38 protein-coding genes are annotated in these 26,110 nt (G+C 51.2%); 31 read left to right on the forward strand and 7 right to left on the reverse strand.

What is annotated here, in order from left to right; translation table 11 throughout:
* Positions 1–12: 12 nt before the first annotated feature.
* Entirely contained in the window at positions 13–585 is a 573-nt protein-coding gene (locus tag ACTJJ1_RS01845; protein ID WP_440832148.1) for a phage repressor protein CI, read from the reverse strand.
* A gap of 141 nt (positions 586–726) precedes the next feature.
* Here ACTJJ1_RS01845 and ACTJJ1_RS01850 point away from each other — a divergent pair, with 141 nt between their 5' ends.
* From ACTJJ1_RS01850 to ACTJJ1_RS01860, 3 genes are read left to right on the forward strand one after another with little or no spacing between them, the layout of a single operon-like run.
* Positions 727–957: a regulator gene (locus ACTJJ1_RS01850; RefSeq protein WP_440832150.1), complete on the forward strand. Its 231-nt coding sequence runs from the start codon at positions 727–729 to the stop codon at positions 955–957.
* A 29-nt stretch (positions 958–986) separates the two neighbouring features.
* Positions 987–1,496, forward strand: a complete 510-nt coding sequence (locus ACTJJ1_RS01855) for a phage regulatory CII family protein (RefSeq protein WP_440832152.1) — start codon at positions 987–989, stop codon at positions 1,494–1,496.
* A 17-nt stretch (positions 1,497–1,513) separates the two neighbouring features.
* The gene (locus ACTJJ1_RS01860; protein WP_006324468.1) at positions 1,514–1,714 is read left to right on the forward strand and encodes a hypothetical protein; all 201 of its coding nucleotides are present in this window, start codon (positions 1,514–1,516) and stop codon (positions 1,712–1,714) included.
* Between the two features lie 28 nt (positions 1,715–1,742).
* On the opposite strand, the gene ACTJJ1_RS01865 is transcribed toward ACTJJ1_RS01860, so the two are convergent.
* A complete protein-coding gene (locus tag ACTJJ1_RS01865) occupies positions 1,743–1,931 on the reverse strand; it encodes a hypothetical protein (protein WP_006324469.1) in 189 nt (62 codons plus the stop codon).
* Positions 1,932–2,077: 146 nt separating this feature from the next.
* On the opposite strand from ACTJJ1_RS01865, the gene ACTJJ1_RS01870 reads away from it, so the two are divergent.
* From ACTJJ1_RS01870 to ACTJJ1_RS01895, 6 genes are all read left to right on the forward strand, one after another.
* On the forward strand, positions 2,078–2,257 hold the full coding sequence (locus tag ACTJJ1_RS01870) for a phage filamentation protein Fil family protein (RefSeq protein ID WP_006324470.1): 180 nt from the start codon (positions 2,078–2,080) through the stop codon (positions 2,255–2,257).
* An 11-nt stretch (positions 2,258–2,268) separates the two neighbouring features.
* Positions 2,269–2,571, forward strand: coding sequence for a hypothetical protein (locus tag ACTJJ1_RS01875; protein ID WP_440832155.1), 303 nt, complete (start codon positions 2,269–2,271; stop codon positions 2,569–2,571).
* Between the two features lie 66 nt (positions 2,572–2,637).
* The gene (locus ACTJJ1_RS01880; protein WP_006324472.1) at positions 2,638–2,874 is read left to right on the forward strand and encodes a DUF2732 family protein; all 237 of its coding nucleotides are present in this window, start codon (positions 2,638–2,640) and stop codon (positions 2,872–2,874) included.
* Complete coding sequence (locus ACTJJ1_RS01885; protein ID WP_440832157.1) at positions 2,874–3,098, forward strand: TraR/DksA family transcriptional regulator; 225 nt, start codon at positions 2,874–2,876, stop codon at positions 3,096–3,098. Before ACTJJ1_RS01880 ends, ACTJJ1_RS01885 begins: the two co-directional genes overlap by 1 nt.
* A gap of 105 nt (positions 3,099–3,203) precedes the next feature.
* Positions 3,204–5,414, forward strand: a complete 2,211-nt coding sequence (locus ACTJJ1_RS01890; RefSeq protein WP_440832159.1) for a replication endonuclease — start codon at positions 3,204–3,206, stop codon at positions 5,412–5,414.
* A gap of 88 nt (positions 5,415–5,502) precedes the next feature.
* Positions 5,503–5,688, forward strand: a complete 186-nt coding sequence (locus tag ACTJJ1_RS01895) for a hypothetical protein (RefSeq protein WP_440832161.1) — start codon at positions 5,503–5,505, stop codon at positions 5,686–5,688.
* 73 nt (positions 5,689–5,761) lie between these two features.
* On the opposite strand, the gene ACTJJ1_RS01900 is transcribed toward ACTJJ1_RS01895, so the two are convergent.
* Positions 5,762–6,190 (reverse strand): hypothetical protein, encoded by a 429-nt coding sequence (locus tag ACTJJ1_RS01900; RefSeq protein WP_440832163.1) that lies wholly within the window; start codon positions 6,188–6,190, stop codon positions 5,762–5,764.
* On the opposite strand from ACTJJ1_RS01900, the gene ACTJJ1_RS01905 reads away from it, so the two are divergent.
* The 4 genes from ACTJJ1_RS01905 (at position 6,189) to ACTJJ1_RS01920 (ending at position 8,548) form a co-directional block, all read left to right on the forward strand.
* Positions 6,189–6,371, forward strand: coding sequence for a hypothetical protein (locus ACTJJ1_RS01905; protein WP_440832165.1), 183 nt, complete (start codon positions 6,189–6,191; stop codon positions 6,369–6,371). The two genes, ACTJJ1_RS01900 and ACTJJ1_RS01905, sit on opposite strands and share 2 nt — an antisense overlap.
* A 305-nt stretch (positions 6,372–6,676) precedes the next feature.
* Positions 6,677–7,432 carry a TIGR04255 family protein gene (locus ACTJJ1_RS01910; RefSeq protein WP_440832167.1) on the forward strand — a complete coding sequence of 252 codons (756 nt, stop codon included), beginning with the start codon at positions 6,677–6,679 and terminating at the stop codon, positions 7,430–7,432.
* Positions 7,425–8,087: a hypothetical protein gene (locus ACTJJ1_RS01915; RefSeq protein WP_440832169.1), complete on the forward strand. Its 663-nt coding sequence runs from the start codon at positions 7,425–7,427 to the stop codon at positions 8,085–8,087. The genes ACTJJ1_RS01910 and ACTJJ1_RS01915 overlap by 8 nt, the downstream gene beginning before the upstream one ends.
* Positions 8,088–8,107: 20 nt before the next feature.
* Positions 8,108–8,548: a hypothetical protein gene (locus ACTJJ1_RS01920; protein ID WP_440832171.1), complete on the forward strand. Its 441-nt coding sequence runs from the start codon at positions 8,108–8,110 to the stop codon at positions 8,546–8,548.
* 46 nt (positions 8,549–8,594) lie between these two features.
* Here ACTJJ1_RS01920 and ACTJJ1_RS01925 read toward each other — a convergent pair whose 3' ends face one another.
* The gene (locus ACTJJ1_RS01925; protein WP_440832173.1) at positions 8,595–9,611 is read right to left on the reverse strand and encodes a phage portal protein; all 1,017 of its coding nucleotides are present in this window, start codon (positions 9,609–9,611) and stop codon (positions 8,595–8,597) included.
* Entirely contained in the window at positions 9,611–11,383 is a 1,773-nt protein-coding gene (locus tag ACTJJ1_RS01930; RefSeq protein WP_440833584.1) for a terminase ATPase subunit family protein, read from the reverse strand. The genes ACTJJ1_RS01925 and ACTJJ1_RS01930 overlap by 1 nt, the downstream gene beginning before the upstream one ends.
* 142 nt (positions 11,384–11,525) lie before the next feature.
* Between ACTJJ1_RS01930 and ACTJJ1_RS01935 the strand changes: the two genes are divergently transcribed.
* From ACTJJ1_RS01935 to ACTJJ1_RS01985, 11 genes are all read left to right on the forward strand, one after another.
* Entirely contained in the window at positions 11,526–12,341 is an 816-nt protein-coding gene (locus ACTJJ1_RS01935; protein ID WP_440832175.1) for a GPO family capsid scaffolding protein, read from the forward strand.
* Positions 12,342–12,383: 42 nt separating this feature from the next.
* Complete coding sequence (locus ACTJJ1_RS01940) at positions 12,384–13,601, forward strand: phage major capsid protein, P2 family (RefSeq protein WP_440832177.1); 1,218 nt, start codon at positions 12,384–12,386, stop codon at positions 13,599–13,601.
* Between the two features lie 2 nt (positions 13,602–13,603).
* Complete coding sequence (locus ACTJJ1_RS01945) at positions 13,604–14,263, forward strand: terminase endonuclease subunit (protein WP_440832179.1); 660 nt, start codon at positions 13,604–13,606, stop codon at positions 14,261–14,263.
* A gap of 92 nt (positions 14,264–14,355) precedes the next feature.
* Positions 14,356–14,841, forward strand: coding sequence for a head completion/stabilization protein (locus ACTJJ1_RS01950; protein WP_440832181.1), 486 nt, complete (start codon positions 14,356–14,358; stop codon positions 14,839–14,841).
* A complete protein-coding gene (locus ACTJJ1_RS01955; RefSeq protein ID WP_440832183.1) occupies positions 14,841–15,044 on the forward strand; it encodes a tail protein X in 204 nt (67 codons plus the stop codon). The genes ACTJJ1_RS01950 and ACTJJ1_RS01955 overlap by 1 nt, the downstream gene beginning before the upstream one ends.
* A 2-nt stretch (positions 15,045–15,046) precedes the next feature.
* The gene (locus ACTJJ1_RS01960; protein WP_006324488.1) at positions 15,047–15,256 is read left to right on the forward strand and encodes an HP1 family phage holin; all 210 of its coding nucleotides are present in this window, start codon (positions 15,047–15,049) and stop codon (positions 15,254–15,256) included.
* Positions 15,240–15,752, forward strand: a complete 513-nt coding sequence (locus ACTJJ1_RS01965; RefSeq protein WP_440832185.1) for a lysozyme — start codon at positions 15,240–15,242, stop codon at positions 15,750–15,752. Before ACTJJ1_RS01960 ends, ACTJJ1_RS01965 begins: the two co-directional genes overlap by 17 nt.
* A complete protein-coding gene (lysB, locus tag ACTJJ1_RS01970; protein WP_440832187.1) occupies positions 15,749–16,177 on the forward strand; it encodes an Rz-like lysis system protein LysB in 429 nt (142 codons plus the stop codon). Before ACTJJ1_RS01965 ends, lysB begins: the two co-directional genes overlap by 4 nt.
* Positions 16,068–16,301, forward strand: a complete 234-nt coding sequence (gene lysC, locus ACTJJ1_RS01975; protein ID WP_440832189.1) for an Rz1-like lysis system protein LysC — start codon at positions 16,068–16,070, stop codon at positions 16,299–16,301. Before lysB ends, lysC begins: the two co-directional genes overlap by 110 nt.
* Positions 16,273–16,749 carry a phage tail protein gene (locus ACTJJ1_RS01980; protein ID WP_440832191.1) on the forward strand — a complete coding sequence of 159 codons (477 nt, stop codon included), beginning with the start codon at positions 16,273–16,275 and terminating at the stop codon, positions 16,747–16,749. The genes lysC and ACTJJ1_RS01980 overlap by 29 nt, the downstream gene beginning before the upstream one ends.
* Positions 16,736–17,203, forward strand: a complete 468-nt coding sequence (locus ACTJJ1_RS01985) for a phage virion morphogenesis protein (RefSeq protein ID WP_440832192.1) — start codon at positions 16,736–16,738, stop codon at positions 17,201–17,203. The genes ACTJJ1_RS01980 and ACTJJ1_RS01985 overlap by 14 nt, the downstream gene beginning before the upstream one ends.
* Before the next feature lie 105 nt (positions 17,204–17,308).
* Here the strand turns inward: ACTJJ1_RS01985 and ACTJJ1_RS01990 are convergent, their stop codons facing one another.
* Complete coding sequence (locus ACTJJ1_RS01990; RefSeq protein WP_440832194.1) at positions 17,309–18,148, reverse strand: pentapeptide repeat-containing protein; 840 nt, start codon at positions 18,146–18,148, stop codon at positions 17,309–17,311.
* A gap of 130 nt (positions 18,149–18,278) precedes the next feature.
* Between ACTJJ1_RS01990 and ACTJJ1_RS01995 the strand changes: the two genes are divergently transcribed.
* From ACTJJ1_RS01995 to ACTJJ1_RS02020, 6 genes are read left to right on the forward strand one after another with little or no spacing between them, the layout of a single operon-like run.
* Positions 18,279–18,911, forward strand: a complete 633-nt coding sequence (locus tag ACTJJ1_RS01995) for a phage baseplate assembly protein V (protein ID WP_440832196.1) — start codon at positions 18,279–18,281, stop codon at positions 18,909–18,911.
* Positions 18,908–19,258 (forward strand): GPW/gp25 family protein, encoded by a 351-nt coding sequence (locus ACTJJ1_RS02000; RefSeq protein WP_440832198.1) that lies wholly within the window; start codon positions 18,908–18,910, stop codon positions 19,256–19,258. The genes ACTJJ1_RS01995 and ACTJJ1_RS02000 overlap by 4 nt, the downstream gene beginning before the upstream one ends.
* Positions 19,259–19,262: 4 nt before the next feature.
* Positions 19,263–20,177, forward strand: coding sequence for a baseplate assembly protein (locus ACTJJ1_RS02005; protein ID WP_440832200.1), 915 nt, complete (start codon positions 19,263–19,265; stop codon positions 20,175–20,177).
* Entirely contained in the window at positions 20,170–20,697 is a 528-nt protein-coding gene (locus tag ACTJJ1_RS02010; protein ID WP_440833585.1) for a phage tail protein I, read from the forward strand. Before ACTJJ1_RS02005 ends, ACTJJ1_RS02010 begins: the two co-directional genes overlap by 8 nt.
* Before the next feature lie 10 nt (positions 20,698–20,707).
* Positions 20,708–23,329: a phage tail protein gene (locus tag ACTJJ1_RS02015; RefSeq protein ID WP_440832202.1), complete on the forward strand. Its 2,622-nt coding sequence runs from the start codon at positions 20,708–20,710 to the stop codon at positions 23,327–23,329.
* A gap of 3 nt (positions 23,330–23,332) precedes the next feature.
* Entirely contained in the window at positions 23,333–23,878 is a 546-nt protein-coding gene (locus ACTJJ1_RS02020) for a tail fiber assembly protein (RefSeq protein WP_440832204.1), read from the forward strand.
* Between the two features lie 150 nt (positions 23,879–24,028).
* Here the strand turns inward: ACTJJ1_RS02020 and ACTJJ1_RS02025 are convergent, their stop codons facing one another.
* Positions 24,029–24,799: a hypothetical protein gene (locus tag ACTJJ1_RS02025; RefSeq protein ID WP_440832206.1), complete on the reverse strand. Its 771-nt coding sequence runs from the start codon at positions 24,797–24,799 to the stop codon at positions 24,029–24,031.
* Positions 24,800–24,931: 132 nt separating this feature from the next.
* Between ACTJJ1_RS02025 and ACTJJ1_RS02030 the strand changes: the two genes are divergently transcribed.
* Positions 24,932–26,101: a phage tail sheath protein gene (locus tag ACTJJ1_RS02030; RefSeq protein WP_440832207.1), complete on the forward strand. Its 1,170-nt coding sequence runs from the start codon at positions 24,932–24,934 to the stop codon at positions 26,099–26,101.
* Positions 26,102–26,110 lie beyond the last annotated feature (9 nt).

Consider the following 26,110-nt stretch of genomic DNA (forward strand, 5'->3'; position numbering starts at 1 on the left):
GGCGAATGTTATTCATAGTGTTGAGCAAGCTATTGTTATTTTTGCTATTACATGTAATTCATCTATTGGACAACTAAAGGTACTTTTATTGTCGGATACGTTTACTTTATTTCCAGGGATACGAACTATTTCGCGAATGCTAATATTTCCATCTATATCGACAAGCCATGTACCATCATAAACCTCATCATAAGTGTGAGTTGCTATATATTGAATGTCTCCATCGATAATGATAACAGGAGTTTGGATTCCTGCAGGAAGGAAAGCTTTGTCTAATAAAAAAGTTTCGCCAATCTGCAATTTCCGGTTCAGTAATTTTTGACTAGGTACTGCCAAGACATTCGGGGCTGAAATTACCGTTTGCTCGAACACGTCACCGTGACCATACGTTAACCAACGTACAGAGGCACCTGTATCTAAGGCACATTTCAAAACGTACTCAGCAGGAAAAGCGTTGCGGTTTTGTCTGTTCGCAAGAGCACTAGCCGTGATGCCTAAGGCTTCACACAAAGCTAGTTTAGTTTTGACTCCGTAGGCCTTTACCATCCTTTCGATAGCAGCTTTTGCGTCTTGATTGAATTCCATAAACTTCCATTTTGCCAATTTTTACATTGACATTGTCATTTTGTGGTACTAAATTCACTTCCAATTTGGAAGGGAACACCTTTGTAACCGCTTATCACCACTTAACGCGACCCGCCACAGGTCATCGGAGGATCTTGCACTATGCGTAAAAACATTTCAATCACGGTTCATACACCGCACGTCACTATAGAAAAGTACTGTGAACTCACTGGCTTATCTAAAAATACCGTTGATGACATGCTCGCCGATGGGCGTCTGTCTTCATATCGTCATCGCTTAGGTACTGGTGCAAAACGAGAGAAAGTCCTGATCAATATGGTGAAGCTAACGCTTAATGCACTCTCGGAATGTGAATTTTCGGTAACGGTTTGAGATGTTGCCAGACGCAAAAGGGGAGAGGAATGTTTGATTTCGAAGTTTCAAAACATCCACATTTTGAGATGGCGTGTCGCCAGTTTGCTGTTCGGCAAAACCTTGTGTGTATTGCAGAACAGATAGGCATGAAGCCGCAGATGCTGCGCAACAAGCTGAATCCAGAACAACCGCATCAACTGAGTTGCACTGAACTGCTGGCAATCACTGATGCAACAGAAGATTCCAGCTTGGTAGATGCTTTGCTGGCACAGTTGAACTGTTTACCTTCAGTGCCAGTTAATGAGGCATGCGCTGGCAACATATCAACCTATGCATTGAAAGCGACGGCTGCAGTAGGTTCTGTTGCGGCGGCGGCGGTAGACGGCGACCATAAAACAGCATCTCGCAAATCCGCTTTACTCGATAGCGTCAACACGGCGATCCGCCATTTGTCGCTAATCGGCCTGACCGTTCAAAATCGTATTCAATCCAATCCGGCTCTGGCCACAACCGTAGATGTTATCGGTGGCTTGGGGGCTGCGGCGGGATTGGCTTGACAATGAAAGGAGAGTTTATGCGGGAAGCTAAAAAGGATCGTATTGAGGCGGCACTTAAAGAGCAAATTACAACTGCAAAACAGCGCACTCGACTTTTAAGAGTGATGCAAAAATCTTTAGGTAAAGAAGTTAAAAAAATGGGGTTGAAAGGAGTTCCAATGGAAGAGGTTAAGCAGGTGTTCGACGCTTTTATTTGTCTTGGTGAAATAAAAGAGTGAGGCCATTTTCAGGCCTCGTGGGTTGTATTCAGAAAAATTCGATAATGGTTTTATGGGTTACGGGTATTTTTTCATTAAGCTTGACACCAAGTGCTATATGCAATTCTTTCAGCTCTTCAGCGTGGGGGTTGTTTTGAATTGGTTTCTCAATATTGTCGAGTGTTCTATTTAATCCTAAAAGTAAAGATTTAATAGCAGCAATATCACTATCTAACATGCAATAACTCCGTTGTTGGTTGATTGTTTTTGGCGATTCGATCCTACCACAGCAACCATGTGCCGGGCATGGCTAAAACCCGGATTTCATTCTCAACTGCCTACATTGTGGACTGTTGCGAATGGATTAATTAGGAGGGTGAATATATGCCTATATCTATAGCTCCGCTGTTGAAACAGCAAAGCCCATCGCGCCATTTTGAAAACGGCTTTATTGAACTACCGGGCGGAAAACGTTGGCGGCCACGTCACGATCAGGCTGCATTGCTGCATGGTCTGTCTACTGCAAAACCTGCGCAACTGCTGCGCCGTTTGTTCTGCCGCTAATTGGGGTTGATATGTTACTGGCAACGGATGACCAAAAAGCTATCGGCATTAGGCGCATTTCGCAGATTAAGCGGGATCTGTTCGTGAATAGAAAGAATATGGCACAAGAGGCTTTTGATAAGTCACCGGGGCATATCCGCAGAACGCTTTGTTTTCATGCTGGACTGAAAGAGCGGCATGTCAATATGAAATTTGTAGAAATGAGTTATAACGAACGACAGAAATTAATATGGGCATTTAATGACATTATTGATTTATCAAAAACTTTACCGCGCTTTATCAGTAATGATGATTGCGAATTAAACACTAATTAACGGCATTGCGTAATTCTGGCGTTAACCCGCCGGGCATCGTTTTGCCTAAAATAAGGAATTAACAAAATGAATAAATGCATTATCGGGTTTGATCCTGCCAGCGGCAAAGATGTTAGTGCCGTGACTGTTTTACTTAACGATGCTCGCATGGATGAGCGCAGGAATCAGGCTGAGGTTGCGGCGGCTCGCTTGGTGCGTTTGGCTGCGCACATCACGTGCGGCGGCCTAAGTGTAACTGAAGCTGTAGAGCTGCTGCGCCAAGAAGCTGAAGCCATCGAGAATCAAGCGCAGGAGTTGCACTGATGGCCGACCTCATGGATTTGTCACAAGAGCGTCAGGCTCTGCTATTGGATGCACAGATTGCTAACGCCCGTAAGCTCTCGGTTATGCCTTCTGCTTTCAAATGTGAAGACTGCGAGGAACCGATCCCCGAAGCGCGCCGCATTGCCCTTTCTGGGGTAGACACCTGTGTTTCCTGCCAACAGCTGCGTGAGGCCAAGTGTCGTTCTTACGTGGTGCAGTCATGACAAGCTTTTTTATCGTGCTCAGCCTGCTGCTTATTGCAGTGGGCTTTTTTTGGGCCGCCGATTTGAGCGATGCTGAATATGTTCGCAGACCTGAAGTACAGCAGTATGACTGAACGAAATCTATGGGCTTACCCATGGAATGCACCACGCCCGGCAGTTGCCGGGCCAGTAAGACCGCTTACCCGTGAGGAACACGCTCAGGGGCAAGCTGTTTTACGCAATATCCACTCTCTACCGCGTTTTCTCAGCGCCATTTTCCTGTCACGCCATGACTATCTGCTTAAATCCAAAGGGCTGCATGACTCCAATAAATGGTTGGTGTTTCAGTTCGAGCGCCGCATCTGGCCCCGTATTGAAGCCGTTAATGCCAAGAATGGAATGAACTTAGCGGCTTCACCTCGCTGGATGGCTGAGATTGATAATTATGCTGGCTTACCGGGCATGGATGACAAAGAGCTGAAACGCCTTGCGGATCGCGTGGCCGGTCAACTGCTGTCTATCTATGAGAGCCGCGTTGAAGAATTCATTAAATGCAACGGCGGAGACAATACAGGGCTGTTTGAAGACAGCACTCAAGCCTGTTTTTATGGTCATACCGCGCCGATGGCTCGAGCTTTCAACATCACACCGATGCACTGGAGCAAATACCGCAAGGGCAAACTTGATGCCCGGGCAGCGATCGCAAGTCTGTCTAGGTTGGTAGATGCGGAATGGTGGGAACGCCAGTTAAAAGCCCAGCGCACGCGCTGGCGCGAGGCGTTGCTGATTGCCGTCGGCAATGTGAACCGTGGGGCGTCGTCCTATGCCAGCAAGCAGGCGATCCGTGAAGTGAAAGCTCGTCGCCAGTCTAACTTTGATTACCTCAACAGCCGCGAGCTGGAGAACGTCGAAACCGGCGAGCGATTCAGCCTAATCGATAAGGTAATGGCGAGTATCTCTAACCCGGAGATCCGCCGCATGGAGTTAATGACGATAGTTGCCGGGGTTCAACAGGCTGCCGAGATTAAAGGCGATAAGGGGATGTTTATCACTATCACCACGCCATCCAAATACCATCCGACACGTACCGTCGGCAAAAACAGCCCGAAGGTGCAGTTTAACCACAATTGGGATGAAGAGGCGTATACGCCGAAAGACGGCCAGCGCTACCTTGTGAGCTTGTTTAGCAAGATCCGCACTGCGTTTAAAGATGCGGGCCTGCAGGTCTACGGCGTGCGCGTTGTCGAGCCGCATCACGATGCAACACCTCACTGGCATATGATGCTGTTTACCTCCAAAGAGCAGCGCCAGCAGGTGATCGATATCATGCGCCGTTATGCCATGGCTGAAGATGGCGACGAGCGTGGTGCAGCTAAAAATCGCTTCGACTGCAAACACATGAACAAAGGCGGTGCAGCGGGCTACATCGCCAAATACATCGCGAAAAACATCGACGGCTACGCGCTGGACGGCGAGCGCGATCATGAAACCGGCGAACTGTTGACTGATACGGCCGCAGCGGTCACCGCGTGGGCGTCAACGTGGCGTATCCCACAATTTCAGTTTATCGGCCTGCCGTCGCGTGGGGCATGGCGTGAATGCCGCAAGATCCGCTTTGTCAGTTTGGCCGATGAGTTCGACGAAAGCGTGGAGGCGGTACGCGCTGCCGCTGATGCCGGTGATTTTGCCGCTTACATTTTGGCGCAGGGTGGGCCGAACATTGGCCGCGATGATCAGACCGTGCGTGTTGCCCGCCGGGTTGCCGACGAACTCAACGCCTATGACGAAGAAGTCCAGAAAATCACAGGGATTTTTGCCCCGCATATCGGCGCCGATCGAGTTTATGAAACTCGCACGACGCAATGGCGCATTGTCGCTAAGGCCGTTGCCGTTGAGCCTTTGACTTTGAAAAGCGCCTCCGGCGCGCCTCGGAGTCCTGTCAATAACTGTGGGTTGGCCGATAGCAAAGGCGTGACAGATACGCAGGATAGTGAGCCTGTAGAGGCCGTGGATGTGCTGGAACACCCGCCGGAAACCCCAATTGACTGGGATGATATGACCATTACACGGTCTGTTATGAGCCGTATACGGGCTATTCCTTCACAGATAAAGAAACCCCAGCGCAGTTTTGACCCTTATAGCGTTCCAGATGTTGCCCCTTCAGCAAGATTGACCTCGGTAGAACGTGAACGGCTGGGAGTAATTCGGGCCGATTTGGCACTGCACGACATTGTCGCTAAGCGCTGGGAACTGGAAGCGCTAGCTCGTGGTGCTAAAGTCAAATTTGGTGATATTTCAATGCAGTATGCGCCGGTTAGTGATTGGGCAGGTTTTTAATAATTGGTTGCAGAAGCGAAATTTATGGTTGATACTGTATATGCATACAGTAATTAAGCATCGGAGGAACAGGGTGCATTTACCAGCAGTGGAAGAATTGGTTGTTTTGGAACGTATTGAACTCATCGCCCGTCTGGGGGTTTGCTATGAGAGCCAAGCGAAGGATAAAGACATTGCGTTGATATGGATATCAGAACTGGCAGGGGAGATGAAAACCAATATCGCCCCAGAGAAAGCAGCGGTGATCAAGCGGCTTACTAATATTACCGTATGAAACGAGGTTTAGAGGCTACTTAAGCTTTTTTGAGGACAGCCATGCCGTATCGCATGGCTGCTTGGCAATGTAACTATTGAGTTAGTACATTGATCCCGAAAGTAAGAAGATTAGTGACTGCTCCGGCTAGAACCCCGGGAGTTCCTTCCTTAACTGCGCTCATAATGCGTTCTCCCATTGTTTCATCTCCTCCTAATGCTGCAGGTTTCATATTGAGCGCTACCATTGCCTTTTCGGTTAAGCGTACGTTCGAAAAACCATCCTGTCCGCTGTTCAGGATTATGTACCCATTCTCCTCCAGGAATTTGAATGTGCCTTCAACGACACTACGCAGATCCATCGCGGCCTTGGCTTCTGGCGAGTTAATGTTACCCCAGTAGTCATCAGGCAGTTTTGCATCAAATTTCTCATAGGAGATGTACTGAGGCACTGGGAATGTGGAGAGAAGAGTGGTGAAAATCTCCGCAGTGAATTTATTAAATGAATTGAGGTTATCAGACATGAAAAGATCCCTTTCAAGTGGTCAGCAATGGGCGTTACAAATGGCGCATTTTGCCCGTGTGAAAGACCTTAGCTCAAGGGAAATCGAGGAGCGCACTGATAATTTGGTTGCGTGTAGCGAAATAGCTGAACTTAGTGCCGCAATTAAAGTATTGCTGACTGAATTATTAGCACGAGATTAAAGTCATTAGCACTTATTGCCCCATGCATGCATTAGGTGCATGAATTTGCATGATGATCCGGTGTGGGTTTTCCCCTCTTTGCATCAGCACGGGCGCGGAGCGCGCCGGATCATGCATCTGCATGAGAAGCGACACACGAAGCGGGCAGGCGAGGCGGGGATAGCATTGCGCGGGGCCAGTTGTAGATACTATAAAATTGACTATAACTATATCTATCTCGTTCTGCATTTTGTCATGTGTTGCGATTGCAAAGTTGCTCGCTTTTGCTACTCTACAAGCATAAAAATGAGGGTAAAAGGATGGCTATGAAAGATCAACTTCCTAAGCGGCTGGGTAAGGAACCCTTGGTAAATGTGGTTTTTGAATTGCGATTTTTAACTACACTACCGTTGTCAAATATTTTGCCAGGTATGCTTTATAGTAAGTTAGGGTGCAACGGGTTGTTTAAGACGCCACATGCAGAGATACCGGAGATTATTAGAAATGATGATCCCAACTTGGCTTTTGTTCCTTTGGTTTATACAAACTGGGATAACTACCAAATCCATATTGGTGATAGAGTAATAGTTTTATCTTGCAATATTCCATATATGGGGTGGGGGGAATTTAAAAAATATATTCTGAAACTTGTTTCAGAGCTTAATGATAATAACTTTGATGCATTAGTTTCTGGCGTGAGTAGATTCTCTTTGAAATATATTGATATCATTGAAGCAGAGCGGGGGGGGGATTTCTCCGAACTTATTAATATTGATATCAACATGGGAGGTCATGAGTTAAATCTTTCTTCTACTCAAGTGAGAACAGAGAAGAACCAGGATGGAATATTAGTAATTATGCAAATGGCTGGGCAGGCTCAAGCTATTTTACCAGACGGTAAAGAAAAGAATGGTTTGCTAATTGATATCGATTGTATAAATAACAAAGGAAATATTTCATTTTCAGAGTTTCAGAAGTTATTTGAATCAGACTTGGAAATTTTGCATAGTACTAATAAAAAGATTTTCTTTGATTTCTTAACGACGAAAGGTATCACTGAAATGGAGCCTCATTATGACTGACATGATTCTTCCTATTAATAATGCAAGTAACTCTATTTGTAATGCCGATTGGATTGAGGGGAGGGAGTCAAAGGGGAAAGAGAATATAAGTTCTTTTGGTTTTTATTCAAGGGATAAGTCGGAAGGTGATACTAGCAGGAAAAGTAAATCACTCACCCTTGATGCATTCAATAGAAGTCTTTTAAGTGGGGTTGGGGGTATTAGGGGAATATATATTCTATCTGGGGGTGGGTTAGATAGAAGATATATGGTTAAACATTCTAATAACTCAACTTATTCAATTATTGCCAATGGAGATATTCACAATCTTTATATAGGGGCAAGGAAAAAATTGGACAACTTAATGCAGGATATCACTAGTAAAGGACATTTTGACGATGGCCCTACATTAGATGCGGCAATTGATGCTGAGCATTTTATTGAGAACAATCTTCGTATGGAGGGGTTAGTAAGTCCAAAAATTAGAGCTATATCTGGTGGGGAAATTAATTTTTACTGGGATACTGTAAATATATTATTAGACGTGGCAATTTGTGGTGATAAAACGTTCTCTTACTACTCTAAAATAAAAGGGAGCGGTAATGAAATTTGTGCGGATTCACCAATTAATAATAAACTACCTGCGGTCATACTGGAGGAGTTGAAAGTAAAATGATCATGGAGGAGGGTATTGTTATGATCGAAAATGAAGATTCTTTATTAAGACTACTTTTTTCTAATGAGCATTATTTTAATAATGACATTCAAGATCTGGCGATTTCACTAGATGATCTAAAAAGTAGAGGGTTTAGCTTGGATCTTGAAAAAATTTGTGATTTGAACGTGATTGAGGAAAGAATTAAGTCTCAAGCAGAAAAAGCATCTGATGAAAATGCACGACGCGAAGCATTCATTAGCTCTTTAATTAACGGCGTAGTGACAAGTCTATTAGACCAAGATGGTGATGTTCTATTTGAAACATTTCATTCGCCTATCGCTGAAAATTTCGCACATACATCTTTAATTTGTAAGAAAAAAGAAAAGACAAGAAGTCATTACGTATGGGCGAGGAATAAATTAAAGCCGTTATTGACTGAAAAAATTGTTAAAATTTCAGATTTTAAATTGGATCGATGATTTTATTATAGGGCGCGTGGCCTGCCTTTACGCCCAAGAAAATAAATTAAAGCGAGTAAGGGTGGAAATTTATTACTTCATGTCTCATCCATATGTTTATTTCTTTAATTCTTTCTTGAAGAGGGATTAGCTCATTCCGCACAAATACTTGACTAGCCTTTTCAACATCCCCAAACCCCCCAGTATTATTCGGTATAATCCCCATCATCTGAGGCGGTACGCGGTGAGCGCTCAGTAAATCGTCCCGAGTAGCATTCTTGATGTTGAAAAAATCATCTTTGGTGGCGACCTCACTCAGCGGCAAGATTTTTATGCCATCGGGTTTACCGTTCGGTGCATACATAAACAGATTGCGGAAATTACCCAGACCTTTAGTGTCTCGCATGGCTTGGCGCATCCTGTCGACATCACTGGTACTCTGCGCCGCGTCGGTCATATACAGGATATAACCAGCATGTGCGCCGTTCTGGTAATACTTGCGGCGGAACAGCGTCGCCGCTTCATTTAGCCACGCTGAATTCAACGCACTGAGGTACTCCGGCAGGCCGTACAGCTCTTGGTTAATATCCGGTTCAATCAGGTGAAACACGCTCCCCGGCGCAAATTGGTGAGGCTCTTTCCAGTCTTGTACAAACCAATATGTATCTGGTTTAACACCCCGGCGGGTATATTTTGCCGGTGAGCATTGCAGGCGAAGCGGTTCGCCAAGTTGGTTTTTCCTTACCTCTAAAAATGCATTCCCAAACACCAGATAATCTAGCGCGTAACGGCTAAATTCCTGCTGACTCAGCATGGGGTGAGGGATGAAGGTAGACGCCAAAATGTTGCGTTTCACGAACATTGGCGAACTGTGGTGAACGGCGGCCCGCACGCTGCGCGCTAGCCCGTCGAACGAGATCGGCGGCTCGTACCATTTGCCGTTACCGGTGCATTCGATGTAATCAAGAATTTCCCGCTTATCCAACACCGGAGAAGGCTCTCCAAAGGAGAACGCCTCAAAGTCTTGCCCCTGAGTGGTAGGGGCAGGGGAGGTGAGTGCCTTGCGGCCTTTGCGCTTACTCATTAATAAAACTCCAAAATGTTCGGGCTGCTGTGGCCGCTGCCTGCGGTCAGCGGTTCGTTAAGCAAGGCGTGCATGATTGCCCACGCGACATCGGCGTGGCTGGCTTCTTCGCTGCGGCTGGCGGTGTAGGTGGAGCGTGCGCCGCTGGCGGTCATGGTTTTGCGGATCGCCATAAAGGCGGCGGTGATATCGGTGTGGCTGGTGTCGTATTCCAGACAGCCGCGCCCGATGGTGTCTTTGGCTTTCAGCACCATGGCGGTTTTGATTTCAGGGGTGTATTTGATTTCCCGCGCTGCCGGGAAGAATTCGCGCACCAGTTGGAAAACACCTTGCCCGACGGTGGTCGCATCGATACCGATGTACTCCACGCAATATTTTTCGGTGAGGTCTTTGATTTTCTGCGCTTGATCGGCAAAGTTCATGCCTTGCCACTGGTGGCGCTCCAGCACGCGGAACTTGCCACCGGCCACCATAGGCGGCGCGATCACCGCGCACCCGGCGCTGTCGCCGCCGTTGGCTTCCGATGGGTCGTACCCGATCCACACTGGGCGATAGCCGAACGGTCGCACGGCGTACGGGTTGACGTCCTCCCATTCTTCCAGCGTATCGACCATGCAGCTTTGCAGCTCCGCGAACGGGAACACCGACGCGGTATCGTCCACAAATTCGCACATCAACAGGTTTTGATACTCTGATGGCGCGTATTCAAGGGAGAGCTGATTGAGGTCGAACAGGTTACAGCCGCCGGTCAGTGCGTCTTCTACCGTGACAATCTGCCGCCATTGCCCATCCCCGCACAGCACGCCTTTTGCAAGGTGGCTGTGGCTGAGGTCGAGCTGAATATGGTCGTTCTTACTGCGGCGGCCCTTGTTGAACAGTTCCCCTGACCAGAACGGATAAGCGGAATGTGCAAGACTGGACGGCGTGGAAAAGTAGGTGGTGCGCCATTTGGCGTGCAGTGACATCCCGCTGGCGACTTTGCGCAGTTCCTGAAACTTCGGTATCCAGAAATATTCATCCAGATAAAGGTTGCCGGTGTAGCTCTGCGCGGTGCGCACATTGGTGCCGAGAAAAATCAGACGTGCGCCGTTCGGCAACACCATGGGATCGCCTTTTAGGTCAACCTCGACCAACCGGGCAAAATCAATGATGTAGTTGCGGAATACATGCGCTTGCGCCTTTGAGGCCGACAGGAAAATCTGATTGCGGCCGGTGGTCAGAGCATCCATTAGCGCTTCACGGGCAAAATAGAAAGTTGCACCGATCTGGCGCGATTTCAGGATATTGCGGATGCGGTGTTGCATCCCGGCACGGTGCCAGCCGCGCTGATATTCGAAACAATCCCCCAAAAAAATATCGTTGAGCTTGGCAATGGCCGATTCGCTGAACAGGTTACGCTCAACGGGCTTGCGCTCGCCCTTGTTGCGGTTGGCGACATTCGGGTTTAAGTCTGCCTCGTTACCGCTCATTGAGTAGCGATTGACCCGTGCCAGCCGTTCAATCTGGCGGCCGAGCAGGTCAATTTCTTTGAAGTCGATACCCTCCTTTTGCGTTTTCATAATGAGCTGAATCAACCGCGCTTCCATGCTCTGCTCCACGCGGGAAATGGGCGCGATATCGTCCCATTTGTCGCGCAGCTTCCAGCTCTGCACGGTGGGTGCCTTGGCGTTCAACGTCTCCGCAATTTGGCGCACAGAGAAGCCCTGCCAGTAGAGCAAGGCAGCTTGGCGGCGCGGATCGCTGATGATGGTTGTCGTCGGTGTCGTTTTCATGATGTCAAGGCTACGGAAGCGCCGGACACCCTGCATTAAGCCCTTGTTGTGCCTCAGATCTTCCAACCGCAACGCGTTGAGACGCGACGCCATTCCCCTGAAACTAGCTCCAAACCCAACCACCACAACCGGAGCCGTTTACATGGCAAAGAAAGTTTCTAAGTTTTTCCGCATTGGCGTTGAAGGCGACACCATTGACGGCCGCGAGATCGGCGGTGCGGATATTCAGCAGATGGCTGCGACCTATAGCACGAAGGTGTATGGCGCACGTATCAACATGGAACACATCAAGGGCATTTTGCCGGATGGCTATTTCCGCCGTTACGGCGGTGTGGTTGAGCTGAAGGCCGAGAAAATCGACGAGCCGGGCGAACCGCTGTTGCATGGCAAGTGGGCGCTGTATGCCAGTCTGGCCCCGACCGCCGATCTGGTGTCGATGGTCGGCGCAGGCCAAAAGGTTTTCACCTCGATGGAGATCCGCCGCGATTTCGCCAAGACCGGCAAAGCCTATTTGGTCGGGCTGGCCGTGACCGATGATCCGGCCAGCCTCGGCACTGAAATGCTGGAGTTCAGCCGCCGCCATGAAAACATCGAGTTTTCCGCCCCGCTGGAAGTCCATTTTGATTTTGAGCCAGCCGCTGACCCGGAATCCTCATTCTCTGCCCGCGTTAAGGCGATCTTTACCCGCAAGCAAGCTACCGACGATGTGCGCTTTGGTGAGATGGAAAGCGCGGTGTTGACTGTGGCCGAGCAACTACAGGAAGCGGAGGCGCGTTTTACCCAGACCACGGCCGAGCTTAATGAGGAAGTCGCCAACCTCAAGCAACAGGTAGACACCGGCCGCGCTGCTTTCACTGCGCTGAAAACGCAGTTGTCGACCACCGAAGATTTTAGCCAGCCGACGCGCCCAGACGCCACCGGCGGAAACGGCGCACAGGATGTGCTGACCGACTGCTAAGGCAGTCACACCCGATAAAGACGAATAAAAACAGGAATAAAAATGCGCAAGCAAACTCGCTTTAAATTTAATGCTTTTATGTCTCGCTTGGCCGAGCTGAACGGCGTCGACACCGGTGATCTGGATAAGAAATTCAGCGTAGAGCCATCTGTCACGCAGACCATTATGACCCGCGTACAGGATTCCTCCTCATTTCTGACCCGCATCAACATTGTGCCGGTGCCGGAGATGAAAGCGGAAAAAATTGGGCTGGATGTTAGCGGCACGATTGCCAGCAACACCGACACCGCAGGCGGCGATGAGCGCGAAACCGCCGACTTTGCCACGCTGGATGCAGAAGGCTATTTCTGCCAGCAGGTGAACTACGATTTCCACATCCGCTACAACACCCTAGATCTGTGGGCGCGTTATCAGGATTTCCAGACCCGCTTACGCGATGCGATTGTGAAACGCCAGGCGTTGGACCGCATCATGATCGGCTTTAACGGCACGCACCGTGCGAAAACCTCCAACCGCATCAAGTTCCCGCTGTTGCAGGACATTGCGCCGGGCTGGCTGCAGAAATACCGCGACAACGCGCCGAGCCGGGTGATGAATAAAGTGGTTGCCGAAGATGGCAGCGTGGTGTCTGAAAAGCTCCGCGTAGGTGCCGGTGGCGATTACGCTAATCTCGATGCGCTGGTGATGGATGCCACCAACAACCTGATTGCGCCGTGGTATCAGGAAGACCCGGAACTGGTGGTGATCTGCGGTCGCCAGTTGCTGGCTGACAAGTATTTTCCTCTGGTCAATCAGGAACAGCCAAACACTGAAGCGATGGCTGCCGATCTGATTATCAGCCAGAAGCGCATCGGCAATCTGCCCGCAGTGCGCGTGCCTTACTTCCCGGCGGATGCGCTGCTGATCACCCGCATGGATAACCTGTCGATTTATTGGCAGGAAGACACGCACCGCCGTCATATGGTGGAAAACTCTAAGCGAGACCGCATCGAAAACTACGAATCCATCAACGAGGATTACGTAGTGGAGGATTATGCCTGCGGCGCGTTGGTGGAAAACATCGAGCTGTTGCCTGCTAAGCCAACCGATCCGCAGACCAAGGCGGCGCTGACATCCTCCGGTGAGGACATCAAGACGCTGGCCGGTGCCATCGTTGAAGCGGTGAAGGCTGCTGCAGCCCCGGCGGAGCCTGTCGCTGATGTTGAGGTGACAGGCCCGGAGGAAGCTCCAGTAGACGACAAAGCGAAAGGCGGTAAATAACCATGACCAGCCCTGCCCGCCGTCACCTTTTGCTCCAGTCAGCGGTCGAGGCCGCGCAGCGGAAAAATGACCCGCTGCGCCATGCCAACGGCTACGAACTGATGATGCTTAAACTCTATGAAGATAAGCGAAAGCTCAAGCAGATACGCTCTCAAGAGCGCAAGGCCGAGCTCAAGCGCCAACTGCTGCCGGACTATGCCCCATGGGTTGCCGGAGTGCTGACCGAAGGTAACGGCGCGCAGGACGCCATTCTGATGACGGTCATGATCTGGCGACTGGATGCCGGGGACATCCCCGGCGCGCTGGACATTGCCCGCTATGCGTTGCGCCACAAGCTGGCACCGCCGGGCAATTTCGCACGCTCCACGCCGTACCTCATCGCAGAAGACGTCGCCGAGTCTGCCACCCGCGCCCATGAGGCCGGGGAGCCGGTCAATATTGACCACCTCATGCAGACCATGGAACTCACCGACGCAGAAGACATGCCCGACCAAGTGCGCGCCAAGCTGCACAAGATCACCGGGTACGTCCTACGCGAAACGGGCAGGGCTGAACTGGCATTAAACCACCTGAAGCGTGCGTTGCAGTTGCATAACGGCTGCGGCGTGAAAAAGGACATTGAACGGCTGGAGCGGGCGATACGCACCGCCGCCAGCCGCTGACAGAACGCGCCCCGCGCCGGGCGGCACGACGGCCGCGACAGGTTTCACCTCGTCAACGCCGTCGTCCACCGCCCCCTATTTTTTGAGGTCAAATGAGCATCGTAATTCATACACCACGCCCGGACGCGCCTGCACCGCGCCCGGAGGATGAGCCGATCGTTAAAAACGTCTTTTTCTTCCCGGATATCCGCCCGGCGGAGGTGCGCGATGTTATGCGCATTGAAGGCACGATCACCGCCCCGCGGTTGCGACTGGCGATTAAAAGCGCGATGGCGGAGGTCAACGCCGAGCTGTTCACCTTCCGCCGCAACCAGATGGCCGACGGCTACCAGCGACTGGAGGATGTGCCGGGCGACCAGATTGACGGCGAAAGCGTGCGGGTGAGCGAGTACCGCAACGCCGTTAGCGCCATGACCATGGCGACGCTCTCGGAGCAATACCGCAGTGTAGACACCACCGTCACCGGCGGCCGCAAGGCCGATGTGATTGAAGCCTCAATCGGCGAGCTGTGGCGCAACGCCCGCAATGCGATCAGCAACGTGGCCGAGCGTTCTCACTGCATCATCGGGCTGCTCTGATGAAAGTCTACGCCCTACAGGGCGACACCGTTGACGCGATTTGCTGGCGCTACTACGGGCGCACGCAGGGTGTGGTTGAGCAGGTTTATTCACTCAATGCAGGGCTGGCCGATGCCGGGGTAATTTTGCCCCACGGTCAGCCGGTCGAGCTGCCGGACGTGACCGCCGCGCCGCAGCGTGAAACCGTCAATTTATGGGATTAACAATGGAGCGCATCACCTCATTTTTAGCCTACGCGGTGGCGGTGTTCCTTGCGTGGATCGGCAAGTATTCGCCGCAGGACATCGCTTTTATGGTTGGGGCCGCCGTCGGCGTCGGCACCTTTATCGTTAACTGGTACTACCGCCGCAAAAGCTACCAGTTGCTGAACAAGCTCGGCGTCAGCCGGAGGGCATTCGATGAACTCAATCGCTAAACGCTGCACGGTGGCCGCCGTGCTGGCATTGGCCGCGTTGCTGCCGCAATACAGCGCGCTGCATACCTCTGAGGGGGGATTGCGCCTGCTGGCTGATTTTGAGGGCTGTCAGCTGTCGCCCTACCAGTGCCAAGCGGGTGTCTGGACCAGCGGCATCGGCCACACTGCCGGTGTATCGCCGGGCGCGGTGATCAGCGAGCGCCAAGCCGCCGTCAATCTGGTGGCCGACGTGTATCGGGTGGAGCGTGCCATAGGCCGCTGTATACCTGTCACGATGCCGCAACCGGTTTATGACGCGGTGGTGTCCTTTGCCTTTAACGTCGGCGTGACGGCGGCGTGTGACTCCACACTGGCCGGTTTCATCAAGCGGGAGGACTGGCGCAGCGCCTGTCAGCAGTTGCCGCGCTGGGTGTATGTCAACGGGACCAAATCCAAGGGGCTGGAGCGTCGGCGGGCGGCGGAGATGGCCTATTGCCTGAAAGGGGCCGCATCATGAACCGCGTTGCCGTGCTGTTTCTGTTGTTGGCGCTGGCTGTCGCCGGTTGGCTTAAATGGCAGGTTATCGCTCTGGGTGATCGGTTGGGCGAAGCGCAGCGGGAAAACGGCAAGATAACGGCGGCGCTGACCGACACCCGCACGGCGATCAGCAGGTTGCAAACAGCGGCCGGCCAACTGGCGCAGGAAGAGAAAAACCTGAGAGCTGACCTCGACAACGCATACCGGCTGGCACTGAAGCGCGAGCAAAAAATACAGAGATTACTCAATGAAAACCAAACTTTACGCGATTGGTTCAACACTGCTTTGCCTGCTGATGTTGCAAGGCTGCACCAGCGCCCCGGCTTCACCGGTGCCGCAGATTATCTACGTTGGCTGTCCGACGGTGAACCTGTGTCAGATACCGGCCAGCCGTCCGGCGACTAACGGCGACCTGAGCGCCGACATTCGCCAGCTTGAAGATGCGTTAGCGGCCTGCGCGGTGCAGGTCGACGCCATTAAAACCTGTCAGGAGCAACACGATGTTAAAGCCGCAACAGCTCCGCGCTGAGCTGACAAACTGCCTGCAATGGCTACAGCGTAACCCCGGAAATTTACAGGTGCGGGTAGAGCGGGGCAGCGTGGCTGCCACGCTTGCCACCTCGCTGTCGCATGAATACCGTTATACGCTGAATCTGCTGTTTCTCGACTACACCGGCGATCTGGATTTAATCATGGTGCCGATTCAGGCGTGGCTGCGGGAGAACCAGCCGGACATTATGGCGACTGAGGAAAAACGCCGCACCGGCTGCACTTTCGAGACGGATTTTAATAACGACGGCTCTTATGATTTCAGCGTGTCGCTGCAGTTGACCGAGCGTGTGGTGGTCAAAGAACAGGACGGCGGCGCGCTGCACGTTAAGCATCTGCCGGAGCCGCCATTGCCGGAAAACGTGACGCGCCCCATGCAGCTCTATGTACACGGTGAATTAGTGAGTGAATGGCATGAACGAGTTTAGCCCATTTGACGCCCGGCTGGCCGGGCTGATTGCCAAGTTGTCGCCGCAATCGCGCAAGTCATTGGCCGTTGCCGTGTCAAAACGGCTGCGCGCCAGCCAGCAGCAGAACATCAAACGTCAGCAGGCCCCGGACGGCACGCCCTATGCGCCGCGAAAAACCTCGCTGCGCAGCAAAAAGCGCCTGCGTGAACGGGCGATGTTCTCCAAGCTGCGCACCGCGCGCTATATGAAAGCCAAGGGCAGCAGCGAAGATGCGGTGGTGGCGTTTGTCGGCCGCGTTAAGCGCATGGCTAATGTGCACCATTATGGCCTGCGTGACCGGCCATCACCGCACAGCGAAGCGGTAAAATATGAGGCCCGTCCGTTGCTTGGGTTTAATCCAAAGGATATTATTTTTATTGAAAATATAATATTTTCCTTTTTGTTTGAAAGTACGTTGACAAAGTCTAATTGATAATATATTTTTCAAGTTAGGCGGGATGGTTCCAGTCAGATCAGTAAAATGCTTTGTCTGTATGGGTTCGATTCCCTGACGCCGTATTGAAATGATAGTGTTTTTTTATTTTCTTCTGTATTTTGAATCTGGTCTTAATACTCTCAATCCATCTAAAATCATCTCATCTGCATGAATGTAATCAAGGTTTTCTGCTTTGCTTAGAGCTAATATGTCAATGTTTTTTGATGTTTTAAAATTAACATTTCTCAAATTGCACTTTTCAAAGGTAACATTACTTAGTTCGCAGTTTTTGAATATTGCACCTGATAAATTTGAATTCACAAAAGTCGAGTTGCTCAGATCTACATCCTCGAGTAACAACGCTGAATAAGTACCGTCAATTAATTTCATGTTTCTTATTTGGCATTTTTTAAAAATAACATTTTTTATTTTCCCACCATCTAGATTAAGTGATCTAAGATTACACCTTTCGAACTTGCAGTTCTTTAGTTTTGACCTTTCAAGATTTATCCCTGTTAAATCTGAATCCATTATTGATATGTTCCTTATCTCAACGTCTTTAATACAAATTCGTTGTATATTTATCTTATTCACGCCAAGGTTAATCAATCTTTTTATTATCCCGACTTTCTTTAGGTTTAATTCTACAGTGGAGTGAGGTGCGAAATCTTCTAAGTCTCTAAGTAGTTCCTGAGTTAATTCGGTTTTTCCTCTTCGTTGGTCTAGGAAATATATCACGACCCCAATTACAAAGAAGTCTAATATTGTTGCGTTTGCGTTGATAAGAAAATTATACCAGAACTCCTTATTGTAAATCCCAAGTTCAGTGTTTGGAAATATAATTTTGCTAAGCCAAGGGAAAAATATTGATATTAAAATTACTACGAAGGTGAAAATAATGAATATTTTAACTGTTGTGTGAATTTTTTTATTCGATTTCATCGTTAACTTCCGAAGGTTACTAGGCTATAGCTGTTTAAAGTGTGAGGGGAAGGATTTTACATGGTTGTGTGATGGGACAACAAGGAGACATTTCTAGAAGTGGCTTTTTAAAAGAATCATGATATGTGCCATGACAAAGAATGCTCCTGAAATTCTGCGCCTGCTGCGCAACCTTATCCGCATTGGCACCGTGAACGCCGTCGACCTTGAGCGCGGTCTTTGCCGTGTCGATACCGGTGGCAACCTTACCGACTGGCTGAATTGGCTAACCTGCCGTGCCGGGCGTACCCGCGTGTGGTGGGCACCGTCTGAAGGTGAGCAAGTGTTAGTGCTGGCGCTGGGCGGCGAGCTGGATACCGCCTTTGTGCTGCCGGGCATTTTCTCCGATGATTTCCCGGCCCCATCGGCCTCGGTGGATGCCATTCATATCACCTTCCCGGACGGTGCCGTGATTGAGTACGAACCGGCAACCGGCGCGTTGAGTGTGACCGGCATAAAAACTGCCAACGTACAGGCATCGGAGTCCATCACCGCCTGCACCAAAGTGGTGATGGTCAAGGCTGACAAAATCACCCTTGATGCGCCGGAGGTGGTTTGCACGAACAAGCTCACTACCGGCACGCTGGAAGTGCTGAAGGGCGGGAAGATGACCGGCAGCATTGAGCACAGCGGCGGCTCGTTCTCATCCAACGGCATTGTCGTTGATAAGCACACCCACGGCGGCGTCCAGAACGGCGGCGGCAATACGGATAAACCGGCATGAACAACGCGAAATACCTTGGCATGAACCGCGACACCGGCCGCGCACTGACGAACATCGAGCATATTCGCCAGTCCGTGGCAGACATCCTGATCACGCCGCAGGGTTCACGCCCTATGCGCCGGGCCTATGGTTCGCTGCTGTCGGCACTGCTCGACCAGCCGCAGAATGACACGCTGCGCCTGCAGATCATGGCCGCCTGTTACAGCGCGATTCTGGCATGGGAGCCACGCGTAAAACTGACCGGCATCACCTTTAACACCACATACGACGGCAAGATGGTGATCGACATCACCGGCACCCGCACCGATGCCCCCGGCGCGCTGTCGCTGTCTGTTCCTGTGAGCTGAAACCATGGCAACCATTGACCTGTCCCAACTGCCCGCACCGCTCATCGTGGAGACAGTGGATTATGAAGACATTTTGGCTGAGCGTAAGGCCACGTTGATTTCGCTCTACCCGGAGGAACAGCGGGAAGCCCTTAGTCGCACATTGGCGCTGGAGTCTGAGCCGATCGTGAAGCTGCTGCAGGAAAACGCCTACCGTGAGGTGATTTTGCGTCAGCGCGTCAACGATGCCGCTAAAGCGCTGATGCTGGCTTATGCCACCGGTAGAGATCTTGACCAGATCGGCGCTAATTTCAGTACCCCGCGATTGGTGATCACCCCGGCAGATGAAACCACTATCCCGCCGACACCGGCGGTCATGGAGTCAGACGAGGATTATCGCCTGCGTCTGCAAGACGCCTTTGAAGGGATGAGCACGGCGGGATCGGCCGGTTCATACCGTTTTCACGCCCGCTCGGCGGATGGCCGTGTGGCCGATGTGACGGCGATCAGCCCAACCCCGGCCAGCGTGACCGTCACGGTGTTATCGCGTGACGGCGACGGCACTGCCAGCCCTGATCTGTTGCAGGCCGTCAGCGTAGCGCTGAATGATGAAGATGTGCGCCCGGTCGGCGATCGGCTTACCGTGCAGTCGGCAAAAATTACCCGTTACGCCATCGAAGCCGTTTTGTCTCTGTACCCCGGCCCGGAGGTCGCGCCTATCCTCGACACGGCGGATAAACGGCTGCGCGCTTACGTGCAAAACATGCGACGACTTGGCCGAAATATCCGCCGCTCCGGCATCAATGCCGCGCTGAAAGTCGAAGGCGTGGAAGACGTGCAGATCATCAAGCCGCCCGCTGACATTGTGCTTGATAAGACGCAGGCCGGTTATTGCACCGGTTACACCATTACACCAGGGCGCGCCGATGACGATGAATAACCGCTTGTTACCGGTCGGTTCATCGCCGCTGGAAGTGGCCGCTGCCTCTGCGTGCGCGGAGCTGGAGCATGTGCCGGTTGCGTTGCGTGACCTGTGGAACCCAAAAACCTGTCCTTTGCCGCTGTTGCCCTATCTGGCGTGGGCGTTTTCCGTCGACAGGTGGGATGAGGCTTGGCCGGAGGACATCAAGCGGGGCGTGGTGTCCGCCGCGTTCTACATTCACCGGCATAAAGGCACCATTGGGGCCGTGCGCCGCGTGGTGGAGCCGCTCGGCTACCTGATTAACGTTATCGAATGGTTCCACGGTGACGATCCGCCCGGCACCTTCAGGCTTGATATTGGCGTGCTGGAAACCGGTATCACCGAGGAGATGTATCGGGAAATGGAACGCCTGATCGCCGATGCCAAGCCGCTGAGCCGCCACCTGATCGGCCTCAACATCTTGCAGGACATCCCCGGCCGGATTTACACCGGCGCGGCCGTCGTGGATGGCGATGTCATTACCGTTTACCCCGGATAAAGAGAAAAGCATGAGCAAATACAAAGCGATTATTACCACCGTCGGGGCGGCTAAAATTGCCGCCGCCACCGCTGGCGGTACCCAGTTGAAAATCACCCGTATGGCTGTCGGTGACGGTAACGGTACATTGCCGACACCGAATCCTGCACAGACCAAGCTGGTCAATGAGAAATACCGCGCCGCGCTCAATGGGCTGACAATCGGCGCCGTGAAAAACAACATTGTGGCGGAGCTGATTATCCCGGCCGACGTCGGCGGGTTCTGGCTGCGGGAAATGGGCCTGTATGACGAAGCCGGAACGCTGATCGCCGTCGCCAATATGGCGGAGAGCTACAAGCCAAAACTGGCGGAGGGCAGCGGGCGAACGCAGACGCTGCGCATGATCCTGATTGTCAGCAGCACTGAGGCGATTCAGGTGATCGCCGGGGGCGATACGGTATTGGCCACCAAAGATTTTGTTGCCGATGCTATTAGCGCCCATGAGAAAACGCGCAATCACCCGGACGCCAGCACCACGGCGAAAGGCTTGGTGCAACTGAGCAGCGCCACAACCAGTACCGACGAAACTAAGGCTGCCACGCCAAAGGCGCTGAAAGCGGTCAGTGATGCCAGCGCCAAAAAGGCCGCTAATCTGTCGGACCTTACCGATAAGGCCGCTGCACGCGGCAATCTTGCACTGGGCAGCGCGGCAACAAAAAACGTCGGTGTTGAAGGCGGGCAATTGATGGCCGTCGGTGCGTTTGGGCTGGGTGGCGGTGCGCGAGCGTTTGATAACGCCTATTGCAACACTGCGCAAATTTACCGCGTGAATATGGCTTCCGAAAACAAACCGCCGATCAGTGGCAATATCGCCGCCGGGGTGCTTAGCCTGCCGTGCGATGCCGCGCCGTCCACGGGATATATCAGTGTATCGGGCTTAGGTGCGGCCTTTATTGGTGCGTCTAACCGATCTGAAAACGGGGTTAAGTGGTCGCGGATTTACACCACGGATTACAAGCCCACGGCGGCTGATGTTGGTGCATGGAGTAAAGCAGAAGCTGACGGCCGCTATGCTCAACGCGTTAACAACCTTTCAGATCTGCCGGACAAAGCCAAGGCGCGCCAAGCGCTGGCGTTAAAATCTGCCGCCCAACGTGATATCGGTGAAGCCGCAGGGCAAGTGTTGACGGCCGATCAGGCTTTCGGGCTGGGGCTGACGCCGCCCGCACGGCGTCACGCGCTGGCGGATATCTGGGGGCAAGGGGCGTTTACCGGATTTACATGGGCAGAAGTCAACGACCCGGATAAACCGCCGTTTGCTCAGGCGGGGAGTTCCGTCGGGATTATCAATCAGACGTGGCAGGCCAGCGCCGGGGGCGAGTATTTCGGGTTGCAGATTGGCTGGCGTCAGGGGCGGATGTCATTTCGCACCAAAGAGGCTGGGAAAGGGATCGACGGCTGGTTTGAATTCCTGCACTCCGGCAACAGTTACACCGCAAAAGAGGCTGATGCAAAGTATGCTTTACGCGCCCTCAAGATTAACGGCAAGCCGTTAAGCGGTGACGTTAACCTGTTGGCAAGTGATGTAAATGCGTGGAATAAAACGGAGGCCGACGGGCGTTATCTGATGCTGACAGGCGGCACGGTGAAGAAGCTGGCGATAAAATCCGATAGTGCTTCCACTGAGGGAGAATTCCTGCGGATCGAGAGCAGTGCGCATACCCCATTTGTGATGAGCAGACCTACTGCACAGAGTAATTTATCGCTAGGTTTTCAGATTGGCGCTATGCCATTAATGCGTCTTGGCGTTGCTCTGGATAATGAATTGCATTGGGGAATCGAGGCCAATCAGGCTGCAAATCCCCGTATTTATACGACAGCCAAGCCGCCCACTGCGCAGGAAACCGGTGCGCTGACTGACGCTGAAGCAATGAAAAAATACGCGGTACGTTCACTCAAAATCAACGGCAAGCCGCTGAGTGGTGATGTCAATTTGTTGGCCGGTGATGTCAACGCATGGAATAAAACCGAGGCTGACGGGCGCTACTTGGCGAAAGCTGGCGGGCAATTGACTGGCATAGTCAAAACCAGCGCGGAAATTCAATCAACATCCATCGATAACTATCGCATTGTCGGCGGCGATCACGGGACGTTCTGGCGTAACGACGGCAGCAGCTTGTATTTAATGTTGACCAATGCAAAAAACCAGTACGGCACGTTTAACAACCTACGCCCGATGGCCGTCAATGTGAAAACGGGCGCAATGACGTTGGGCCATGACGTAACGATTCAAGGAACCTTCAATGTAGGTGCGGCAACGCATGCCGGCGATGGCAATATTCTGGGCAGCCGGTGGGGTAATAAATGGTTATGGGATGCGGTTATTGAACAGGTTAATAGCCGCGTTGATTGGGGAACCTTTAACCGTGAGGTTGGGGCGCGTGCAACCGTCGATTGGGTTAACCAAAACTTTATTCAAAACGTCAGGTACAGCGCAGAAACGCAGCACGGTGCTACAGGCATCTATACCTATCACGAAAATACCGTATTGACGGGGTTCAATAACTGGGATGGCGACTACTCTCCCGAAGAATTGTTCTGGAGTTACATCCAGATTTATAAAAATGGACAATGGATCACCATAGGTCGATAAATCATGATGAATATTAAAGGCTTTAAAATTGGCTCACCAAAAACACCGGAGCAGCTTAAATTAAGTAATCAGCATAATGCGTTATTTCTTTTTTCCGAAGATGGCGTGGAATGGTATAGCAGCCAGCAGAGTTTTTCGGCTGACACAATAAAGATCGCTTATGACGAAAAAGGCATTATTCGCAGTATCGCGGCCAATAAGGATGTTTCTACGTTGTGGCCTGGAGGGTTGAATGTTGCCGAAGTAGCCGACACTACCGCAAATCGCCGGGCGAATATTTCGGGTGATTGGGTGTTTGATGGGAAGCAAATCGACAAGCGGATTTACACACCGGAAGAACATCAAGAACAAGCCCGGGTAGAGCAGCGCGCCCGTATTGCTGAAGCCGCCAAGATGATCGCACCGCTGCAGGATGCGGTTGATTTGGATATGGTGAGCGATGCCGAAAAAGCCCGACTGGAAGGCTGGAAAAGGTATCGGGTTATGCTTAACCGTCTGGATGTTTCAGCCGCCCCGGCGATTAACTGGCCGTCAGCCCCCGACGCATAAGAAAAAAGCCCGCAACTCAACGATGCGGGCTTTGTGTTTGCGGCTTTCCCTGATGTTGCCGCGTCTTGTCTGATGACCTTAACCCGTCAGCTCGAATACCGTCCAATTGATTGCGTAGATCAATACGCTGTTATTGATCGGTGAAAACGATCAACCTCTTATGCTATTTCCTCGTTGTATATCGATAATGATCTCGATTGCTTTTATTCTATTTTCTTGAGTTATATCTTTTTGAAGGATTTCTTTAACCTCTTCAAGTAGAAGGTTAACATTTCTTAGGTATTTTTTATGAGCGTCGATACCATTGATATCCCAGTCGAGGTTATTGTAATAATTATCTGCTATGGTTTCTTGGTTAAATTGTTCAACTTGTTTCTCTAAACTCCCTACTTCATTTTTTAATCTGGTTAGCTCCGCTTCTGACTTTATTATCTCTTTCTGTGTTTCGGAGAATTTGTCATTTAGATCTGAGATATTTAATCTTTTCTCAGCAATGGCAGTTTCTTTGTCCGCTATTATTGACTTTATTTCTATTTTTTCAAGCTCCAATGCGCCTTCTGCTTCTGCTCTTAGTTTTGCTAATTTTTTTGTGAAATTATACTCTTGTTGTTCTCTTCGTTCATTGTTTGAGTTTAATAGTTGTTGAGCTATTCGTTGAAGATAAGATACTGTCCACTGAGCATATGGGAATGTGACGCTTAATAAATAACCTGCAAGTAAAGGGTATAATAATGAGTGACCTAATAGGGCTGATGACGAATTAATAATTTCTATTCGTTCTTGTATGTCTTTCTTACTAAGTAATAATGTTGCGATATCTGACCAGTTAAATGAAATCCACGATAATATAATAAACCCAAAAAGAGGGGTGTTAATTCTATCTACCAATGTTTTCTTTACCGCATCGGTTAGCTCTTGCATTTATTGACTCCATTATTGTTATAAAAGTCGCCTTCGATAAGTGTTGTTTGATTGATTAACTAACGGAATCGAAGTGAAAAATAATTATAAAAATATCATTCTCTACACATCGACCACAACAGGAGTTTATCTATGGCTGACTATCATCACGGCGTGCGTGTTGTCGAAATCAACGACGGCACCCGCGTTATTTCCACCGTATCGACGGCCATCGTCGGCATGGTCTGCACGGCGGAGGACGCCGACGCGGCAACCTTCCCGCTTAACGTCCCGGTGTTGATCACCGACGTGCTGGCCGCTTCCGGCAAGGCCGGTAAAAAAGGCACGCTGGCGGCGTCGCTGCTGGCGATTGCCGACCAGTCAAAACCGGTCACTGTTGTTGTGCGCGTCGCCGAAGGCAAAGACGCCAAGGAAACCACCACAAATATTATCGGCGGCGCTAACGCAGAAGGCCGCTATACCGGCATGAAAGCGCTGCTCTCAGCGCAGGCCGAGTTAGGCGTGAAACCGCGTATTCTTGGCGTACCGGGCTATGACAATTTGGAAGTGGCAACGGCACTTGCCGGTATCTGCCAAAAGCTGCGCGCCTTCGGCTATATCAGCGCTTACGGCTGTAAAACGATGGCGGAAGCAATCAAGTACCGCGCCAACTTTAGCCAGCGTGAGCTGATGCTGATTTGGCCGGATTTTGTGAGCTGGAATACCGCCGCCAATAAAAGCGACATTGCCTACGCCACTGCACGGGCGCTGGGCCTGCGCGCCAAAATCGATACGGAAACCGGCTGGCACAAAACCCTTTCCAACGTCGGCGTCAATGGCGTAACCGGTATCACCGCCAGCGTGTTCTGGGACCTACAGGCTCCCGGCACTGATGCCGACCTGTTAAACCAAGCGTGTGTCACGACGCTTATCCGCAAAGACGGTTTTAAGTTCTGGGGTTCCCGCACCTGTTCGGACGATCCGCTGTTTGCCTTCGAGAACTACACCCGCACCGCGCAGGTGATCGCCGACACCATGGCCGAGGCCCACATGTGGGCGATTGACCGGCCGGTCACCCCGACGCTTGTCCGCGACATGATCGACGGCATCAAAGCCAAGTTCCGCGAGCTGAAATCCGCCGGGCTGATTATCGACGGTGATTGCTGGTATGACGAAACCGCCAACGACAAGGACACCCTGAAGGCAGGCAAGCTGTTTATTGATTACGACTACACGCCGGTGCCGCCGCTGGAAGATTTAACCCTGCGCCAGCGCATCACCGATCGCTATCTGGCGACGTTCGCCGCATCCGTGAATCGCTAAAGGAGACGA

The sequence above is a fragment of the Serratia sp. 22264 genome (assembly GCF_052045345.1).
Lineage (GTDB): Bacteria > Pseudomonadota > Gammaproteobacteria > Enterobacterales > Enterobacteriaceae > Serratia > Serratia plymuthica.